General features: G+C 56.6%; 15 protein-coding genes, 2 tRNA genes and 1 pseudogene. 13 read left to right on the top strand and 5 right to left on the bottom strand.

Translation table 11 applies throughout. From position 1 onward, the window contains the following. Positions 1-16: 16 nt before the first annotated feature. The 7 genes from hrcA (at position 17) to QRN67_RS17955 (ending at position 4,845) form a co-directional block, all read left to right on the top strand. Positions 17-1,024 (top strand): heat-inducible transcriptional repressor HrcA, encoded by a 1,008-nt coding sequence (gene hrcA, locus QRN67_RS17985; protein WP_081269874.1) that lies wholly within the window; start codon positions 17-19, stop codon positions 1,022-1,024. Between the two features lie 31 nt (positions 1,025-1,055). Beyond that, positions 1,056-1,132, top strand: a tRNA-Ile gene (locus QRN67_RS17980). A 498-nt stretch (positions 1,133-1,630) separates the two neighbouring features. Further along, complete coding sequence (locus QRN67_RS17975; RefSeq protein WP_285412941.1) at positions 1,631-1,825, top strand: hypothetical protein; 195 nt, start codon at positions 1,631-1,633, stop codon at positions 1,823-1,825. 218 nt (positions 1,826-2,043) lie between these two features. Then, complete coding sequence (locus tag QRN67_RS17970; protein ID WP_285412940.1) at positions 2,044-2,613, top strand: hypothetical protein; 570 nt, start codon at positions 2,044-2,046, stop codon at positions 2,611-2,613. A 215-nt stretch (positions 2,614-2,828) separates the two neighbouring features. After that, positions 2,829-2,905 (top strand) — tRNA-Arg (locus QRN67_RS17965). 428 nt (positions 2,906-3,333) lie between these two features. Then, a complete protein-coding gene (locus QRN67_RS17960; RefSeq protein ID WP_285412939.1) occupies positions 3,334-3,726 on the top strand; it encodes a helix-turn-helix transcriptional regulator in 393 nt (130 codons plus the stop codon). A 201-nt stretch (positions 3,727-3,927) separates the two neighbouring features. Continuing rightward, entirely contained in the window at positions 3,928-4,845 is a 918-nt protein-coding gene (locus QRN67_RS17955) for an HNH endonuclease (RefSeq protein WP_285412938.1), read from the top strand. 227 nt (positions 4,846-5,072) lie between these two features. Here QRN67_RS17955 and QRN67_RS17950 read toward each other — a convergent pair whose 3' ends face one another. Continuing rightward, positions 5,073-5,252, bottom strand: coding sequence for a hypothetical protein (locus QRN67_RS17950; protein WP_285412937.1), 180 nt, complete (start codon positions 5,250-5,252; stop codon positions 5,073-5,075). A 133-nt stretch (positions 5,253-5,385) separates the two neighbouring features. Next, positions 5,386-6,378 (bottom strand): helix-turn-helix transcriptional regulator, encoded by a 993-nt coding sequence (locus QRN67_RS17945; RefSeq protein ID WP_285412935.1) that lies wholly within the window; start codon positions 6,376-6,378, stop codon positions 5,386-5,388. 677 nt (positions 6,379-7,055) lie between these two features. Here QRN67_RS17945 and QRN67_RS17940 point away from each other — a divergent pair. The 3 genes from QRN67_RS17940 (at position 7,056) to QRN67_RS17930 (ending at position 12,341) form a co-directional block, all read left to right on the top strand. Continuing rightward, positions 7,056-8,927, top strand: coding sequence for a DUF262 domain-containing protein (locus QRN67_RS17940; RefSeq protein WP_285412934.1), 1,872 nt, complete (start codon positions 7,056-7,058; stop codon positions 8,925-8,927). Positions 8,928-9,034: 107 nt separating this feature from the next. Further along, positions 9,035-10,363 (top strand): PDDEXK-like family protein, encoded by a 1,329-nt coding sequence (locus tag QRN67_RS17935; protein ID WP_285412933.1) that lies wholly within the window; start codon positions 9,035-9,037, stop codon positions 10,361-10,363. 664 nt (positions 10,364-11,027) lie between these two features. Continuing rightward, on the top strand, positions 11,028-12,341 hold the full coding sequence (locus QRN67_RS17930; RefSeq protein WP_285412932.1) for a hypothetical protein: 1,314 nt from the start codon (positions 11,028-11,030) through the stop codon (positions 12,339-12,341). A 953-nt stretch (positions 12,342-13,294) separates the two neighbouring features. Here QRN67_RS17930 and QRN67_RS17925 read toward each other — a convergent pair. Then, the gene (locus tag QRN67_RS17925) at positions 13,295-13,897 is read right to left on the bottom strand and encodes a hypothetical protein (protein WP_285412931.1); all 603 of its coding nucleotides are present in this window, start codon (positions 13,895-13,897) and stop codon (positions 13,295-13,297) included. A 664-nt stretch (positions 13,898-14,561) separates the two neighbouring features. On the opposite strand from QRN67_RS17925, the gene QRN67_RS17920 reads away from it, so the two are divergent. Further along, a complete protein-coding gene (locus tag QRN67_RS17920) occupies positions 14,562-15,737 on the top strand; it encodes a hypothetical protein (RefSeq protein ID WP_285412930.1) in 1,176 nt (391 codons plus the stop codon). Positions 15,738-16,036: 299 nt separating this feature from the next. Further along, complete coding sequence (locus QRN67_RS17915) at positions 16,037-16,336, top strand: hypothetical protein (RefSeq protein WP_285412929.1); 300 nt, start codon at positions 16,037-16,039, stop codon at positions 16,334-16,336. Between the two features lie 140 nt (positions 16,337-16,476). Here QRN67_RS17915 and QRN67_RS17910 read toward each other — a convergent pair. Further along, positions 16,477-16,638: pseudogene (locus QRN67_RS17910) on the bottom strand (transposase domain-containing protein); the annotation flags it as partial. A gap of 55 nt (positions 16,639-16,693) precedes the next feature. Continuing rightward, positions 16,694-17,734, bottom strand: a complete 1,041-nt coding sequence (locus QRN67_RS17905) for an alpha/beta hydrolase (RefSeq protein ID WP_285412928.1) — start codon at positions 17,732-17,734, stop codon at positions 16,694-16,696. A gap of 816 nt (positions 17,735-18,550) precedes the next feature. Between QRN67_RS17905 and QRN67_RS17900 the strand changes: the two genes are divergently transcribed. Next, a complete protein-coding gene (locus QRN67_RS17900; RefSeq protein ID WP_285412927.1) occupies positions 18,551-19,429 on the top strand; it encodes a peptidoglycan recognition protein family protein in 879 nt (292 codons plus the stop codon). Positions 19,430-19,665 lie beyond the last annotated feature (236 nt).

The raw sequence follows: 19,665 nt of genomic DNA, 5'->3' as shown, positions 1-19,665 counted from the left end.
ACACTAAAATCTTGCAATGCTGGACGACCGTGCCAAGTTGCTGCTCAAGACGCTCGTCGAGCGCTACATCGCCGACGGGCAACCCGTCGGCTCCCGCACGCTCTCGCGTTCGTCCGGGCTGGACCTGTCGCCCGCGACCATCCGCAACGTCATGGCGGACCTCGAGGAACTGGGGCTGATCGCCAGCCCGCACACCTCGGCAGGCCGCATCCCGACGCATCGCGGCTACCGCCTGTTCGTCGACACCATGCTCACCGCCCAGCGCGAGCAGATGAGCCCGCCGGCGCTGGCGCCCGACCAGCCGCAGAAGGTGATCGCCAACGCGGCGCACCTGCTGTCGAACCTGTCGCAGTTCGTGGGCGTGGTGATGGCGCCGCGCCGCGCTTCGGTGTTCAAGCAGATCGAGTTCCTGCGGCTGTCGGACCGGCGCCTGCTTGTGATCATCGTGTCGCCCGACGGCGACGTGCAGAACCGGGTGATCTTTCCGGAGGCCGACTATTCGCAGTCGCAGCTGGTCGAGGCGTCCAACTACATCAACGCGAACTACGCGGGCCTGACGATCGAGCAGGTGCGCGATCGCCTGCAATCCGAAGTCGAGAAGCTGCGCGGCGAGATCGCGGCGCTGATGCAGGCCGCCGTGAAGGTCAGCTCCGAGGTGCTCACCGAGGCGCAGGAAGACGACGTGGTGATCTCCGGCGAGCGCAACCTGCTCTCGGTGACCGACTTTTCCAGCGACATGGGGCAGCTTCGCCGCGCCTTCGAGCTTTTCGAGCAGAAGGCGCAGCTGATGCGGCTGCTCGACGTGTCGAGCAAGGCCGAGGGCGTGCGCATCTTCATCGGCGGCGAAAGCAAGGTGGTGCCGTTCGAGGAACTGTCCATCGTCAGCGCCAACTACGAGGTCGACGGGCAGGTCGTGGGCACGCTGGGCGTGATCGGGCCGACCCGCATGCCCTATGAACGCATGATCCAGATCGTCGATATCACGTCGCGTCTGGTGAGCAATGCGCTGAGCCACCGCAAATAGGCGCCGCGGCGCGAATAGAATCGTGGCGCGTGGGCCGTTAGCTCAGTTGGTTAGAGCAGCGGACTCATAATCCGTTGGTCGATGGTTCAAGCCCATCACGGCCTACCAACTACCCTTTTCGCATAACGATTGTTTGCTATATATTTTATAGCAACGAGATTTCAAATTTCGCCGTTGCCAGATCGTTGCCAGAATTTTGATTACAGGGGCATCGCAATTTTGGGGAATGTGCCCTGCGTCTGTGCAGGGCGGGCGGATTTTGGATCGGCCGCGAGCTGGAGAGGTGAGCGCAGACCTCGAATTCGCTGGCAACTTTCGTGGCGAGGCGGAATGCTGTGTTCAGGCGGCGCAGTGCGTGCCAATGCGTGGGGCGCCGGCAGCACGCCCTATCTGACTTCGATTCTTCGTAAGCGCGCGGCAAATCTTTCGTGGCACAGGAGACCTTGGCTGAGACCCATCACAATGGGGTGATATGCCCCCACCGCTTCTGCAAACCAGTCTCACCCTCATCTGTCACGCAAGACCGTCGCTGTTGTCAGGCTTGCGGAGGTGCTTTTAGCCAGCGGGTATTCAGGCATTTGCGTGCTCTAAGACCAAGTGTGTGCGGTGAAGCAGTTCAACTACACCACTGCCGTGGTTGTCGGGATCGATGATCTCGGCTATCAGCGCCGATATTGCTACGAGCATCGAGCGGACGCTCAAGCCGCGCTCGCGGCCTGGAATGGCTGTGAACATCCATCCGAGCCGTGGATCAAATGCAAGGGCGCTGGCATTGATCTATTGAACCCGGATTTCCGCTGAGTTCTGCCGTGGCGAGGTCGAATGCCAGGATTTTGAGTATGGGCCAGCGAAGCCGCGATAGTGAAGCGGCTGGGTGCATCTTTCCTGGTGAAGATGGGCTTGTCACCGCGGTTAGAAATCGCCACACGGACGCTTTTGCCATCGACCCAGCAAAGGTACGGGACATCTCGAGTCACCTACTTGATGTCGATGGGCGCCTCCGTATCACTCCTGCTTGCATGTTCGAAGAGACAACTGCCCAAGAACGGCTGATGTTTGGCGTGCGCCAAGGCATCTATAGCTTTCCAACCGACGAGCTCTGTGAGTTCCTGCGATCCCGCATCGACGGCAGGATCGCCATCGAGATCGGCTCTGGACACGGGATCCTTGCCGAGGCACTGGCTATTCCTGCCACCGATAACCGCCAGCAAGAGGATCCGGAACTCAGGGCCGACTATGGACAAATTGGTCAACCGACGGTCCCCTACGGCAAAAACGTAGAGACGCTGGATGCGGACGCTGCCGTGAGAAAGTATCGACCCAACGTCGTCATTGCGTGCTGGGTCACGCATCGTTTTGACCCAGCACAACCGCATGCCGGAGGCAGCGTGACCGGCGTCGATGAAGCATCACTCATCGAAGCATGTGACGAGTACATCTTCATCGGCAACGAGCGCGTGCACGCGCACAAACCCATTTGGAAAATGCCGCATGAGAAATTGACTCCATCTTGGCTTTACTCACGCGCGGTCAATGGCAGCCGCGAGTTCATTGCCACGTGGCGTCTACGCCAATCCTTGAGCGTCTAGAACGAAGCAGCAAGTCAATACATGCTCGGCGTGGCTGCAAGCCGGCGTGGAGGCTGCCTGGGAATACCTAGTTGCCAATGCGTTCGCGTTCAGATTGTTTGATTCGTGACTTCTGTGGCAGGCACGCCGGCGTGAGGACGCCAGGGCAGGCCTCAGCGCAGGCCTCAGCGCAGGCCTCAGCGCAGGCCTCAGCGCAGGCTATAATTGAAGGCTGCGCGGCTGTAGCTCAGTTGGATAGAGTACTTGGCTACGAACCAAGGGGTCGTGGGTTCAATTCCTGCCAGCCGCACCAGTCTCTTTAGGGGATGCATTCCTCAGTCATTCTCGGGTACAGGTTCGATTCCTGGCGGCGGGACCAGCTATGAAGCCGGACACATCCAAAGGTGTCCGGCTTTTTTCATTCTCTCTCGGAGAGTCGCTGCTCGGCAATCCATTTTTGTCCAGCTTGATCCGTTCAGAGCCGGAGGCATTGAGGGGCACGAATGGGGGCAGCTAACTCTGGTTTGGGGGCATGTTCTGAAGCGCTGCCAATACAGGAAGAAAGAAGCGGCCAGGCGCTCGCTCCCGCCGCGTGGCTCCTTCGATGCTATGGAACTTGAGGTTGATTAGGTAAGCGTCGTCACCAGCAGGCCGTGTGTTTTGCGATGGCGTCTGCGAAGGCCCGGCCGACAGTCATCCGGACAGAAGCCTCAGTGCCGTGACGCAGGTGGGGTGCCCGCGATGAGCAGTACGTTCACCGAGCGCCTGAAGGAATTCACGACGGACATCGGCCGCGGATGGCAGGCCGACCTCGCCCGCTGCTGCGGGGTGACCCGTGCGGCGATCACCAACTGGCTTTCGGATCGAAACAAAGGCATCGAATCGACTCACCTGTTCATCATTGCCGATTATTTCCGGGTCCACCCGCGATGGCTGGCCACCGGCGCCGGGCCCAAGTGGGTCGAGATCCCGACGTACCTGTCGAAGAATGTGCATCCCACCGTGGGCGAGGTACTGGTCAAGTTTGAGGAAGTGGCCGCCCGGCACAAGAAGATGAACGAGTCCGAACGCATTGATCTCTACATCTGGCTGGCCGGCGAGACGCTGGGTATTCAGGAGGCGGCGAACTCGTAAACCACGGATTGAAGACTCGCGGACGGCCGCACCGCGCCGCGTCCCCGTTCAGTCCACCTTCACGCTGAACAGCACCGCCCCCGTGGTGCCCGGCGCGATCGTTCGTCGAGTTACATCTGGCCCACGAGGTCACCCGCTACAAGGCAGAGGGACTGCGCGAGAGCTATCAAAATGGAACTGCTGCTGTTCTAAGCGAATAAAATGACTAAAGCGAAGGCGAAAAAGGTTGCGAGAGCCTCCTCCAAGCCGAGGATCATCTTTGCCGCGGTGCATGATGACTTCAAATGGCGTGTCGTAACGACTCACACGACTGAATGGCACGCCGTCGACGGGGAACACGGCGCGAGGTTTTTGCTGTTGACGTCCAACGCCTCACAGGTCCGCGTCTACGGCGCCGTCGTCGCGGTCTTTGTCTGGAAAGAAAACGAAACGACAGCGCAGGCATTTTTCAAAGGGTGCGAGCCTGCAGTCATGCTGCGTGCGTTCGTGGAGGTTGCCGACCTTCCAGGAACTGAGAGGTCGATGACCGACGGTCCTGACCCCGTAAGTTTGACGACTTGGCGAGCGAACTCTGAGGCGATGCCACGCTTGCCGCCACCGACGTCTTTGAAGACCTCGTCTCCCTGCGAGATCAAGGTGGACGATGAATGCGAGCAGAAATCGCCGACCGGGACTCAAGCGGGTGGCGTTGCCACGCCGGAGGGTGAGCAGGAGCCCGAGACTTCGCTCGAAATCGAGAGGCCTCCCGGCGCCTTTTTCCAGAACGAGATCTCGGTCGGCGAGTACGTCGAGGGCGCCGCCTTGGAGGTGCTACTTACACGTTGGGAGCGTCACCTCGGGGCTCGCAACGCGTGTATTAAGCACTACGGTGCCGTCTGTCGGGTTTGTGATCTGGACTTCGAGAAGCGCTACGGGCCGATTGGCACTGGCTTCATCCATATTCATCACGAGATTCAGCTCGCCGACATCCGCGAAGAGTACCAAGTCGACCCAATCAACCATCTGAAGCCGGTCTGTCCCAATTGCCACGCCATGCTGCATCGTGAGGATCCGCCCATGTCGATCGCGCAACTGCGCGAGAGACTCGCCCAGTTACGCGATCAGATCCAGCCATGTTGAAATTTCCTATGACGTGTGGCACGGGCGGCAACAGTAGTAGCAGCCGTTGATCCTGTTGCCGGGCCAGCGGCGTTTCGCATCGCTCACGGCTGGTCCGCACGATGAAAATTCTCCGAGATAGACTCGGTTGTTTTCTGAGGGGAGATAGGCGCAACCGGTCACATGAACTTCATGATCTCCGTTGGCTTGCTGATTCTTGTTGATGTAGTACGAAGACATTTTTCAGCCTACTTTCCTTTTTCCTTGCGAACGCCTTTGAATGGCGCTCCGTCTTGCTTTTGATCCATGAACTGACCGTTGTCGCCATTGCGCTTGGTCCAGTTGTTTGTTGTTGGATTGAGGACTTGAGAGCGGTTCTTCACCGCGCCTCTTCGAGCGTTGTCGCCCACTGGGTCATTCTTGGCCATGAGCGGCTCCTCGGCAAATTGAACGGGTGAAACTGGCTCGCACAATCACTCCTCTCGGGCTTCCGCGGCGCGGTTCCCCAACGTAGGTCTATTGTTTCGCTGGTGGTGGCTCATAGCGTGAGCTACCTAGCGGCTACTGCAAATATTTACTAGCAGCGAGCGCCAGAGTTGCCGCCAGTTTCTCCCGCAGAGTCGCCGGCGCCAACACCTCAACATCAGCCCCATGACGCAGGAGATCCATTAGCAGCTCCTGGTCGTTTGAATATGGCACTTCTAGGACATAGCTACCATCACTCAGTATCTCGCTCGTTTGATTTGAATGCCAGGTTTCCAAGGAAACCCATTGCGCTCGCTCAGGCGTGAACTTGATTCTGGCCCGCTGGGTTGCCACTCCCGCGAAGATACCGTAACCACTCTCGAAGTGCTGAGCCATCTCGGCGCCCGAGACGTCTACGGCAGGCGTGGTGCCCGTGGTCACTTCCTGCATCGCGTCTAACGAGAAGGACCGGATGCCCTCTCGCAAATGACACCACGCGTCCAGCAGCCAGTTTTCGCGATAGTGAACAAGCTGGAGCGGTGATATCTCTCGTGTGGTGGTCTCTCGGCGATCTCTATTCAGGTAAGTGATGGATAGCCGCTTGCGATCCAGCAGGGCCTGCGCCACTTGTTCGAAGTGCTTCAACTCCACCTTGCGCGTACCGATATGAATGAGCTTAATGCGACGTTCGACCGACTCAGCTGCATGAGCGGTTTTCCCGAGCAAAGTTCGCAAACGGGCTTGCAGGGGCGCAATGTGTGGGTCAAGCAGGCCAGGCTGTAAATCCCGAAGAAGATGCTGCATAGCAAGCAGCGCATATATCTCAGATGCGTTGAACCACAAGCCTGGCAGCTCGTAGATCGGCTGATTTTCCGGTGCATCACGTTCGATTGCATATCCGCGCCGCTCAGCATCCCAGATGATAGGGCAGTTCATGCGCGATCTCAGATATTCTAGATCGCGTTTAAGCGTCGCTAATGAGATTCCTAGCTCTCTCAGCAACACTGCACGCGGCACAACGTCTTTGGACTGAAGCAGGCGACGAATTTTATGAAAACGTTCAGATTGGCCCATTGTGTCAAGCTTCACGTCTGGCGGTGCGTTATTGGATCCGAAAATCGCGCCAATACTGCACCGAAGTAACCTTTCAATCAACTCGCCTGCGATCGATTGCGTGGTTTGGGTGCTTGAGTTATTGAGTCAAGTTTCAGGCTGGACTGTCGCGCGCTGTAAGTGAGGCGGATACGGACATCAAAACCCTCGAAATTTAAAGGAGTTAATCTTGAGTCGCCCAAATGCCCGCTGCGATCTGTATCCGCACGCGTTTTCTCGCCGCTCACCCCAGCAGGCCAGTATCTGATTTGGGTAGGTGCGTGCGAGACACGGCCAACCTCAAAAAAGAATAAAAAAGTATTAATTTCTTGATCTGGTGTCCCGAAGTTGGAATGCCTTTTCGAACTACGATGATTTCGCCGAGTGCTCGGGCGAGGAATCCCGCGAATATGGGATGTTATTTAGGTAACCAAAGATTACTCTATTGGACGGGTGGTTACTCAGGCCGCCATGCCGAGATCTCATACACCATTGCGATCACTTAGGGCATGACGAGCATGAAGTGAAACGGGTCGGCGTACGTGGCGTCCACAGGTCGAGCACGTTTGGCCAATTTTTACCCAAGCCTTAATTTGAGAGGGACTGACAAGATCTCTCGCTGAGATAGCGCGTGCCGATAGAAAAAACTGGTCTGAACATTAACTAAAAAATACATGAAAGCAATCGCCGTATCGCTGCTCGCGCTATTTGAGACGAAGATGCAACTTGAGGTCCCGCTGTTTCAGCGCCAGTACATCTGGCAACGTGAGAAGCATTGGGAGCCTCTGTGGGAAGACATCGGGCGAAAATTCACAGACTACCTTGATGGCCGCAAAGACGCACCGGTTCATTTTCTTGGCGCGATGGTGCTTGACTTGAAACAGACGCCGGCGACCCATGTTGGCAAGCGTCAAGTCATTGATGGGCAGCAACGTCTAACGACGCTTCAGATTTTTCTCTCGGCATTTCGAGACTTCTGCTATGAGCACGGTTGTGACGACATGGCAAAGGAATGCGCCGGCTTTACCCTCAACAAGGGGATGATGGCGGATGCTGAGGTCGACAAGTTCAAGGTCTGGCCGACGCAACTGGATAGGGCGCAATTTTCCGATGTCGTGAGCGCGGGGTCTCGTGAAGAGATGCTGAAAAGGCACCCGCTGCGCAAGCGGCCCTATGCAAAGAAATACGATCCTCGTCCGCGCATGGTGGAGGCGTATTTCTTCTTCTACGAGCAGTTTGATGAGTTCTTCGTCGGGACGATGGCAGAGCCGCCTTTGGCAGGTGGCGTACCTCTGGCCCAACGGGTTGACGAATGCTTTCAAGCTCTCAAGGGTGCGTTGCAAGTCGTGGAGATCGACCTTGAGCAAGGGGATGATGCTCAGGTCATTTTCGAGACACTCAACGCACGCGGTGAACCTCTGTTGCCTGCAGACCTGCTTCGCAATTTCATTTTTCTGCGGGCGGCGCGTCGCGGAGAGCCGCAGGAAATTCTCTATAAGCGGTTCTGGGCGCGATTCGACGATCCGTTTTGGCGGGTCGAGGTCAAGCAAGGACGGCTGCTCAGACCTCGCAGCGACTTGTTCTTGCAGCATTTCCTTGCTAGTCGTTTGACTGCCGACATCCCCATCAAGCATCTTTTTGTTGAATACAAGTTTTGGATTGACCGCTCGCAGCCTTTTGCTTCCGTCGAGGAGGAACTGGCTTGTCTGGCAAGGCAAGGTGACGACTTCCGCCGCATCATGGCTCCGAGCAAGGATGATCTTCTCTATGGCTTGGTCACGTTCCTTGATTCGTATGACGTCCGGACCTCATACCCGTTGCTCTTGACGATGTTGGATCTGGGGATGGATGAAACGCAGTGGCGGTCCGTCTCGACGATCCTTGAGTCTTATCTTCTGCGCCGAGCGGTCTGCGGACTGACGACGAAGAACTACAACCGGGTCTTCCTTGGATTGACGCGGACACTACGGCGTGAAGGTGTTACGCCTGAGAATCTGTCCAGGCTACTTCGCGAGCAAACCGGTGATTCAACCGAATGGCCATCTGATGAAAGGTTCATTGAGGCATGGCGAACGCAGCACGCCTATCAGGTCCTCAACAACCCAAAGATCGTTCACATTCTGAAGCGTTTGAGCGACACCTATATGGACGGAAAAAGCGAGGTTGTCTCCGTCGAGAACGCGCTATCCGTCGAGCATGTTCTTCCCCAGCAATGGCAAGAGAATTGGCGGCTGCCTGATGGCTCGAAAGGGTTCTCTGTGGCGGAGCTGAGGTTTGCCGCCGTAGACGATCCGGTGGCCGAAGCGTCGCGTGAACGCAATCAGTCGCTGCAGACTCTGGGCAATCTAACCATCTTAACGCAAGCATTGAACTCATCGATCTCGAATAGCCAATGGAGCGTGAAGAAGTCGGAGTTGATGAAGCATTCACTACTCCCAATTAATCAACTGCTTCACGACGTTGCCGTATGGGATGAAGCGGCGATCGAGAAGCGTTCCGATGAGCTTTTGGCGCGCGCACTGAAGATCTGGCCAAGAAACGCATGAGAAATAATAAAGACCGGGCATGAGATGGCGAAGATGTGTTCTCACTCATCTCAATCTAAATGGTCGTCTGAATCAATTTCCTTCAAGCTGAGAAATGAGAAGCGCGAATGAGTAAGTCTGAACAGATGGCGGGGTTCTTCCAGGATGAGAACCTCAGGCAGTTGCAAGAGAGGCTGAAGATCGGTGACGGTCTCATCGATGTGATCGATCTGGGAGAAAATCAGCACTCCGCGATACTGGCTTGGCTTTTCGATCCACGGGAGGGCCACGCACAGGGTGAGGCCATCGTGCGCGATTTCCTGATGCACGTAGCCGACCAGTCTCCGAGGCGTTGGAGAAGCGGAAAGTCAGACAAAAAAAGTACCAGCCAGGGATTTGCGCGGAACTGGTCAGTTGAGCGTCTTCAGTCCTCCGGACTCAGTGCCTGTTTTGTTGCTACCGAGTTCGCGGAGACCCAGGCCAATCGTCTGGACCTGCTGATAGTTGATCCGGTCAATCGTTTCTTGATCGCGGTAGAGAACAAGCTTGGACCGAAGTTCAGCGCCGAGCAACTCAAGCGGTATCGAGACTATGTCGTGAAGCTTCAGCAAAGCTCGCCTTGGCTGATGAACTTCCAGCTCGGGTTCGTGGCCTTGGGTCGCAACTACGATCTGGACGACGAAGATCGATATCCCAAAGCGTTGCAAAAGGAGCTGCAGCATTGGGTGCCTGTCAGCTATGACTGGCTTAGGGCAGGCGCACAACGTGCAGAACTTCACCTCCAGCGGGGCAACGAAGGGGCACGATTAGTACAAGAATACTGTCGCAGGCAAACCGGTTGGGAGAGTCCGAACGAAAAGGAATGCTCGCAGTTGGTTGCGAATATCTGGCGCGACCATCCCGAAGCGGCTACGGCGGTTTGCGCCATGGGGCGACGGCCCCAGAAGTTCTGGCTACTGGGCAAGGTTGCCGTTGCGGAGGCTGCAGAAAGTGCGCAGCTGTTTGCGGCCCAGAATCAAGCCGTAGTTCTCGCACTGCTGGACGGCAAGGGATTTGCCTCAGTCAGGCGTATGCTTTTGCGAAACAACGCACAGTTTGAATCCGAGCATGTTTGTTGGGGGCGTACCTGGATCGATGTGATGCCCCGAAGTGTGGATCAATTCTATGATCCCGAGAGCTACTTCCCCGTGTATCTGAGTGCCTACAGATTAAATGACTCTCACTGCCGCGTACGCCTTGTTTTCGTGCCCGGCTACATGCCGTCCGAATCGGACGCCATCAAGATGCGTGAGGTCCTGGCAAAAAATATGCCTTCGATTGCACAGCGTGAGAAGCGCAGCGTTCGCAGGATTACGCTGAAGGAGTCGATCTCCAATGAGCAGCTTCCTATCTACGTGGCGCAGCAGGAGGAAGCATTGTCAAGATTGATAAGTGAGAGCTTTCCACATCAGGTATAGGCCCAAGATGCTCCGTCAACCCGAGTTCTTGTTGTTAACGCGTGGCGTCACCTTGATGATAACTCTCATCGCAGATGAGGATGCTCGCGCGGACCCCAACGGATACGTCATCCTAGGAGACTTCCCCCCTGCCGACTGCGACTTCGTTGGTCGTATACACCAATGCGGGTATCGAGCACTGCGACTAAACTCGCACCAATCTAAAAGTTGAGTGGGGCGGCGAACTACCGCCGTCGAGGAGTTGTATTGGCTAGGCCCAAAAAACCACAGCAAAAAAAGCAGAACTTCGTTTCAAAGCGAGTAACCGCAAACAAGCCTGTCGATTTCGACACGCCCTCAAAGAAATTTGGAACGCCTACACGTACGACGTCGCGCCGGATTCCGGACAGCGCGGCGCGGATACCGAGCGCAGAGTTATCCGTCGTTGTGGGCTACAAGCCAGTCCTTGCGACAGTGGCTGCTCGCAAAGTCGTTGACTACGTTCGCGAGAATCAGCTTTTCCGGGGAGGGCGGCCAAAGCGAATCCACGTAGACACTACGCTTAAAGCTATCTTGCGATCGGCAGCAGAAGGGGAGGATCCAGGAACTGGCAATGATCCTGGACCATCGATTTCACGGCTTGCGTTGAGACAAGCCGTCTTTAAGAACTTCAAGCGGTAGGTTGATGGCTAGTGAAAAAGACATCCTGGCGCGAAAAAAAGAGGTATCCGAGCGGATAAGCGCGCAGGTTCGAACTCTTTCGATCGGCGTCCTTGCTTTCGTCTGGCTCCTCCTTTTTCCGGGAAAAGATGCGTCGACATTTCCAGCGCAATCGTCGTTCAACTTTCTGCTATGGTTTGCCGGCACACTTGCATTGGCAGCTCTTCTCCTGGATTTTCTGCAGTACGTCGCTGCATACATGCTGACTACTGTCACGCTGCGGAACGGCACGAAGACTGAGGGCGCCGATGCCGACTACAAGTACGACCGCTATTCAAGACCCAATAGACTTCAGATCATTTTCTTCTGGTCAAAACAGGCATCTCTAGGCGGCAGCCTAGTTCTGCTCGCTGTGTTCCTAATCATTCCGTTAACCACGGGTACTTTCAGACAAGGCGATCAAGCTGCCGGTAGGCGTTTCGAGCCATGCTGCTCACCACGCATGGAAGATGACGTAGCCGCTATCCGTCGTGCAATAGAAGCGCCCCCCGAGACCAGGACGAATCAGCTGAATGTCAACCAGCTCAGCGAGCGCGTCATCGGCGTTCCAGGCGAAGGAACGATCCGCAGTTGGGCATCGTGGACGGTATGGCTGTTCTTTGGGTTGTGCACGGTTTCATTCATCGGGGGCGTGGTCTTGCTCACTTTCACGGCGCCGACGATGAAAGCTATTGGCGCGTCTCTTGTGACGGCTGCGACCCTTTCTGCAGGAGGCTTCGTACTCGTCAAAAACTTGAAAATCGACAGCCTATTCAAGGTCAGTTTGGATAAATTGGTCCTGCAGCCTTCAATCGACTTACGGCAACAAGGCGCTCTGGGGCCCGAGCGCCTCGGCTACTTGGATCGATTCGCTATTGGTGAAGCCCAAAATATTGAGACACAAGACAAAGGACGCCTGCCAGTGGCTAATTCGGACGAGATCAGCCAGTTTTCCCGCGCCTGGCTGCAAGGTCACGCCGACAAGAGGGGCGCTGTCTTGCTGGTCATTGGTGCAACGGATCGCCTTCCCATAAGAGGGGCTGCCAGCCGACAGTTTGAAGCGAATGCTGGACTGGCGATGGCCAGAGCCGAGACGGTCAAGCAGGCCATTATCAAGAGATGCAAGGAGATCGATCCAACTTGCCAACTCCGCGAGGATCAGGTCATCGCACTTGTGTCCGGCCCTCGTCATACGCCTGCGCTTGATACCGCTGCCGCAGACACAAGGAGAACCGGCTTCCCTGAGGATAGAAGAGTTGATGTCTGGGCGCTTTGGACGCGCAGAATTCCGGCGAAATAGCGACGAACGCAAACACGACAAGAGGAGCACATGTCGCCGGAGCGATGAGACATCCTTCGCCGCCCACGGGAGGCGGCTTGCCGCGCTCGGCGGCGGTAGCTTGGCCGCAGGCGGCGCAGGTATGGCCGGGGGACCGCGGTCGTCGTTGCAGCGGGCACAGCAACCGGGGGAGCAATGGCCGGAGGCATCGTCACCGCAGCGAGTTGAAGGCGGGGCAAATACGTGCAGCCAAGCGCGTCACCGGCTACGGTCAGGCGTCAACTTTGGACTGAACCCCATCGACCACCCACTGGGGTCATCAGAACTAAGCCGTCTGCTGAACGGGTTGGCATCAAATTCGCTGGGTGAATTCGCATGAGCGCAATCTTCGAGCTTGGCCAGTGTGAACAGTGTGGCCTGTATTCCGTCTGATCATCGCATCGTCTTCGCTCTGCGCCGGGTTTGAACACGGTATGCAGAACAAAGGCCCCGGGGTCAGGCCAGCATGAAGCGATCAACCTCGACCGTGGTCCGGAGAAGCTTCGATGGCGCGACACCATAGATTTGCGCGAGCTTTGCGCTTGTGGTGGCCCTGCGCGACATGCTCTGCACCAGCTTGTTTTCTTGCAAACGCTCGCGTAACCCACTTTTCCATCGAGCCCTGCCCCTTTGTGCACCGATTGCAAGGCGCAGCGGGCGTCTACCCAGAGGTATTGGCAGATCAAGCGCCTGCGGAAATTTGGGTCACGCCAGAGGAGAAATCAACAATCCGTGAGTAGAGAAGTTCCGGCCATGCGCGTCAGGCTTCTCGCTAATCCACTTCTCGGCATGGCTATTTAAGACTCACGAAATCGAAGGCCTGACCGCAGGAGAAGATGCCCTGCATCGGAAGCAGCAATGAATGCGTTCCGATGAAGGAGCTTTGTTGGTATGCGATGCGTTATCTCAGGTACTGCCCTACGGTTGCGCAACCTTTAGCGAGGACTTGATGGGTTGGCGCCGTCGATATAAGACAGCAGCTTCGTCACCTCAGGTGGCAAAACGGTGGAGCGGGCGATGATCGATCCCACTTGTCGCGCGGTGGAGAAGGAATGTTTTCTGGAAAGCGTCAATAGGGCCAAATCCAAGGTCGGTGCAACAGCGCCAATGAGATCAACTTCCGCCAAGTCGAGGAGAGCGCTGTCCGCGCCTTCTGGCGTTTGCGTGCGAATCTTCGAAAGAATCGACGGCACCAGGTTTTTGGAGCGCATCTTGAATGCCAGAACTGGATCAACTCCGGCAAGGAGCGAAATCGCCGCGTCGTAACGTTGATGAATGCCCGTGTCCAATGGCGCCATAGCATCGATTGCAGAGCGTAGTTGGGTCAACCATCCGGGTTGGATCCCGGCCTTGCTCCGGATAGCACTGACAACCATCTCCTTGCTAACGAGGTGGTGCCGAACTTCCAGCAGATCCGCCAAGGCGACGGCAATGATCCGCCTTCTTTCTTTTTTATCTTTGAAATAGGTTGAAACTCCGGTCAGTGCACTGCCTAAAACGACGCCCGCCAAAGGCGCCAGAACTTGGATTGTTTCCATGGAGTTTTTTTGTTCGTTGCGTCAATGCGATTATTCGCGAAGACCGGACCGTTGGGCCTGGCGAATGGGGGGATGGGAGACTTCGGCAAAGATCTGAATATATTGCCGGGGGTACTCGACCTTGGCAACGGGTGACGGTGCTCCGTCAGGAAGTCTCGTCGGTCCCAATGGTATCTTCAGACTTCCGTAAGCACGCGGCGAACACATCTTGACGGGGCCGTGCTGAAGGGGCAATCGGCCTCGCGTCTCTTCCTCGTTGCTCGCTTCAAGCAGGGAGCTTTTTCTACGCGATGACTTCACGCGAATCAGATGCGCTCTAAACGCAGGGTCGGAGGCGTGGAGTTCCGATGATCGCACAGGGCCTCGCTAGTCATCAAGGTTGTCTCCACGCCGATTCCCTGGGACGCGCTCAACTCGATCAAAAGTGGCTCGCAATGGAACGTCAAGACAGCGCGGGAGCACTCGTCATTCCAGACGGCCGACCTTGGCAAGACTATTGACAGACCAAACAAGACTTAACGGAGGCAATGAGACTTCTCGGGTATCGCCCAGCTAAACAAGGCGAGCCGGGTAACAACTGATTACTTTTCGACCCGACTCTGATAAAACTCCAGTTTCCAAAAAAAGCGGGCCTGACCTGCTTCACCGATCCTGGAGGGTCACCTTGTTCAAGCTTATCCCGCTGTTGGGGGCCGCTGCTGCCCTGTCGCTCGTTAGCGAAGTCTCGGCCTTCACGATCAATCCTTGCCTGCGTACCCTCACCGTTACCAACGGGAAGCCTTCGCAAGAAGCCATTCGCAGAATCAATCCATGCGGGGCAGTCCCCCAGTTGAAGGACAGCGTGCACGAGCACATGACGCTGGCCACCGTGCAGGCGTACGCGGGCCGTGATTCGGTCGGAACAAAGACAGAGCAAACACCTGGCGGGCTCAAAAGCTCCACCAACCTCCTCTACGCTCCGACGTGGCGTGTTGGCAACGGGCCAAAACACCAGACGATCATCATCGTTCAAGGGACCTGGTGGAACGACGACCCTTCCATGTACCTATGGGGCAGCAGCGATGATTTCCGCCATGGCATAAAAAATGTGCAAAAAGTATTCGCTAAGAAAAAGTACGCCACTTACGAGGGCAGCACCGACGAGTGTCCTGTGCCGATCAAAGAACATCTTCCACAACACTCGCACTTCGGCAATCTTCAGCATCTGCACTTCATGTCCACGAAAAAGAGGACAGAGCCAGCCGCGGTGAAACTGGACGACGTCACCGCAAACGCCTTGGTCTGGCTGGAGTTCGCGTACGACGTCGCGACTGGCAAGACGAAGCCAAATGATGCAATCAATGCGGACCAGGAGGTGAGACTGCACTTGCCCTCTATTGCTAAGAATGTATGTGCGGACCCCAGGAACATTGTTGTTCGCTCACTCTTTACGAAACCGGATGGGAAAGAGCCGGAGAAACTCGCGGTCCGCGACTCAATCACTCCTGATGTAGCACTCGGCTCGATGCTTCACATCCTTCAGGACTCTTTTTCTCCTTCGCACACCTGCCGCGTCGCGGTGAGTTCAGGCGGCACCGCACCCCTCGCCGCACTCTATGACGTGCGCAACTACGTAGAGCAGGATCACAAGTTGCACGCGAAACAGGACGTCACGCCGGCCTGGTTCAAGAAACTGCTCAGGACCGGCAACCACACCTACAGCAATGACCCTGTGACGGTCGGTACCTGGCTGATTCAGGCGGTCGACGAGAAAAAGCCATGGCAAGACGTTCGCGACCACTTGATGAAGACGATCTTCGCGAAGGCGCCGCAATATGCGACGCCACCAGCCTGTATTTGACAGTGGCGCCCCTGTCGGGGAACTGAAACCACAATTTCTTGTAGGGCGCCCAAACGCGCCCTACATTCCGGGCTTCGTTTCACCCTCGTAGTCCGCGAGGCAGCGACTCCCGATCCAGGACATCAAACACCGTGTACTCCATAGCTCTCCTCGTTTGCTACGTCCTCTACTTTCCGAAACTCCGCGCCGACCCGGATGGGACGGCCGCTCGAGTTTTTCGGCGCCTGCTTCCGCTGCTCTTGCTTGCAATCGCTGGATGGGCGCTCTACGAGAAAGCGACTCTCGGCTACGTGAAGACAATGACCGACATGCACCCATTGACGGCCTTCAGCCTGATGCAAGCGTACGCAGCGCTGTGGCTGACCCATGTGCTGAGTTCAGCAAACTGGATCCTTTCCAGTTCCAACCATGCCGCGTGGGTTCTACTTCCTTGGCAGCGAGGCACAAGCAAGATAAGCGGCTTGATCCGAAACGGGATCCTGTGTGCCCCCATCGTGCCGTTCCTGATGTTTCACATGATCGTCGTAGCGTTCATTCTCTTCAGCTACGCAAAATTCAAGCAGCGCCGCGGGGTGTCAGCAAGTAAGGCTACGACGTAGACGATCCGACGTCAGGCCAGGCTGCCAACGCGCATTAGCTGCGGGCGGTGAAGATCTGAGTGCAGTTCGGACAACGGTAAGCACACGGCGAACACATCTTGACGAGGGCCGCACATTTGGCGACGAGCGCGAGCAGGAGGTCAGCTGTGCTGCCAGTGATGCGGCAGCAGCTCGTCGATGCGGCTATGCAGCTGTGTCGGAAGGCGCAAGAACACGTCCTTCAGATAGGCATACGGATCGTGCCCATTGCGCTTGGCTGACTGGATCAAGCTCATGACGGCTGCGGCGCGTTGCCGTTGGCGCCGCTTGGATTTGCTATCCGTCGACGTCGAACAAAGGCGGCTGCAGTCGTCCGAGCTAATTGAAAGTCTTGATGAGGCCGTTGTCCGAGCCTTGGACTCCGTAAACCTGGCGATCGTATTCCGGCGGGGTCATGTCTCTTTGCGATCCGAAGATGCGAGAGAAAACCTTCTCCATCGCTTTGGACATCTTCTTGTCGGCAAAGTAGGCGTGCCCCCCAATGCCGGGCGCAGCATTCGTGCAAGTTATGTAGCGCATGTATGGCGCATTGAAGAGATCGTCAGTTGGATCGAGCCCCAGCTTCGGTCCCGTCCCGTTGTCGGCGATCGAGGCCGCTGCCAGGACCGAATCACCATGATTGAAGGTCACGAACAGTTGTCCCTTGGGGCGCATCTTCCCGAGCCAGGTCTTGTGCCCGCTGGAGCGAACGCACGGCGCGAGCAGGATGATGTTCTGCGCGGATGAGGCCGACTCGCTGGCCCCAGAAAGATCCAACGTGTACTCAAGGAATTGAGCGCCAAGACTGTGTGCTGCCAGGGTGAACGGTTGCTGGTTCGCGCGCAACCTGGCTGCGGCGAGAAGTCGCAGGAACCTGGCCAATGCCTCGCCAGAGTCCTTTCCGTTCTTCGTCGCCTGGTGATACCGGTTGATCTTCGAGAGAATCTTCCCCTTGCCTTGCTTCTTGCCGGCCGCGGTCACGCCGTTGAGTTCTTCTTCGTCGCCGTCATCTTCGCTCGCATTCACGCCGGTGATTACAGAGCCGTCTGACGCGTACCCCTCGGACGGCCATGAGAAGCCGATGACGGGCTTCCCGTAAAGCTTCTCCAGCGTCTTGCACCGGTTAAAGCATTTCGCCGGCGTGTTGTTGTTGCCATGGATGTAGACCAATACGGGCAAGCCACCCGTGAACAGTTTTTCCAAAACGGCAGAGGCATTCTTGTCCGTGACCTTGGTCGTTGCGGCCGAGATCGTCCATCCTGTCGCATCGTCGCCCTCAACGGTCGCCATGCCGAGCTGATCCGCACCCTGCATGAAGCCTCGTCCGAATGCCTTCTCGTTCGAATCATTTGTCATCGCCCGGTTTGTGAATATCAGCATCGATTTCTCCCCAGTGTCGGATAGGAAGGCGATTCTGGAGCGAACTCCAACTTCAACCCATCACGCAATCGTGGATTGACAGAGAAACCAAGTTGGGCGTCGTAGACGAAATCTGGTCCTGACGTCATGCTGCAGCTGAGCTGCTGATTCCGGATTCCAATTCCTTTTGGTAGAAGGCGGAGCATTGCCACTCGGGCGCGGCATTGCCAACTGGATTGCCCTGCAGAAATCGAGGCCATCCTTCCCAGTGACAGTGCCAACGCGACAGACTCCCGGTGGCATCTCCCTCCACGTCGTTCCATTGCTATTCGGTCCCGCGGGCTCCTGAATTGGTACGCCAGAGTTCGTCGACAGTTGTTGCGCGAGGGGCCGCACAGATTGAGCTTGGAAGACCTCTGAGACGCGTACGGGTCACGAAGCGGTGTATCTATCGTTTCGATCGCCTCCCACAAACGAGGGATGCCAACTCTGGTCGACATTCCCACACTAGCGCCATAAATGCCCTGGAGGGTGCGAAAAGATGAAGCGTTCAATGAACCGCGCAATTGCTCTCGCCGTAGGGAGATCGATTCGGCTCTCAACTTCTACGTCAAAGCAAGTCGTCACTCAGTGCTCAGCGCAATAGCCCGAGAGTGAAGCCAATCGCTTGCGCCTTTTCAGTCCCCATTGAGTAACGCTGGACGCTCCAGGGCGGCCAGAAAGGCTCGCAAGCAGTGCAAGAAAAGTCGACGGCCCGTACTTCACCAGGTTGATCTCGATCAATCCAGTTTTCTGCCGTCCTGCTGATGTCTTTTCCCACAACGAAGGAGATGCACCATGCCAATTCAAGAACCACTGAAGAGCGGCGCCAAGGGTATCGAGGTGAAGAATATCCAGGAGCAGCTCCTGGCATTGGGCTATGCACTGCCCCGTTTCGGGGTCGATAGCGATCTGGGCGATGAGACCCTGGCCGCATTTGGCGCCTTTCTGGTCACGGTCGGTTTGCGCGAGCCGGGCGACGAGATCCCGGACTCCATCACGGTCGCCGACGCCGCGGCACTGGACAAGGCCTATCAAGCGTTGCAGCAGCAGGTACCTACCGCAGGAATCATCGACGAACGCGCCAAGCACCCTCATTCGGGACGATCCGTCTCCATGCCTTATCGCACCTGGTCGAACGTCACGGCCATCGTCTTGCATCAGACGGCCACCAAGATGGGAGAAAAGGCTTCGGCATGGCACCGGGTCCCCATCCACTTTGGCGTCACGCGCGCCGGCAAGATCTATCAACTCTACGAGTTGACCGAGGTCTGCAATCACGCCGGTAACTTCAATCGATCCAGCGTGGGCATCGAGATCGATGGGTGGTTTTCCGGCATTGAAGGTCAGTTCGACACGCTGTGGCAACCGGGTGGTCCAGGCCCAAAGCGCCAACCCATGGATTTGCCCGCTGTTCAGGCTGAGGCGGTCAAAACGGCTGTGAGATGGATCGTTGACGCGGTGGCGGCGAATGGCGGAAAGATCACTCACATCCACCCCCACAGGCAGGCCAGCAGCGCCAGGCAATCGGACCCTGGCTCTCTGATCTGGAAAACCGTGGGCTTGTGGGCGAAGATGACGTTCAATCTCGATGATGGCGGCAAGAACTTCACCGTGGGTGACGGGTTGAAGATTCCTGAAGCTTGGGACTCTCAGTACGTGGGCAACAAATACTAAGCAATTGTTGATCCGCTTGAGGCGACTTCGAGCGATCAACCGTATTCCTTTGGTCGGGTCGCAAGTTTGGCATTGGAATAGAGCCAGACTGCGCAGTCACTTGGTCGTGGGACAGCAAAACCGACGCGTCTGAAGCCAGTCCTTGACTACATCTTCACGAATCCGATGGGCCGCCGGTGTCGATCTTCCAGATTTCTGCATTGGCAAAGTCTTGTCTGGCTCGCGCAATGTGAGAG

Origin of the sequence: Variovorax sp. efr-133-TYG-130 (genome assembly GCF_030208835.1) — a bacterium.
Classification (GTDB): Bacteria; Pseudomonadota; Gammaproteobacteria; order Burkholderiales; family Burkholderiaceae_C; genus Variovorax.
The sequence above is the reverse complement of the archived record's forward strand: the minus strand, read 5'-3'. Positions and strand labels throughout refer to the sequence as shown.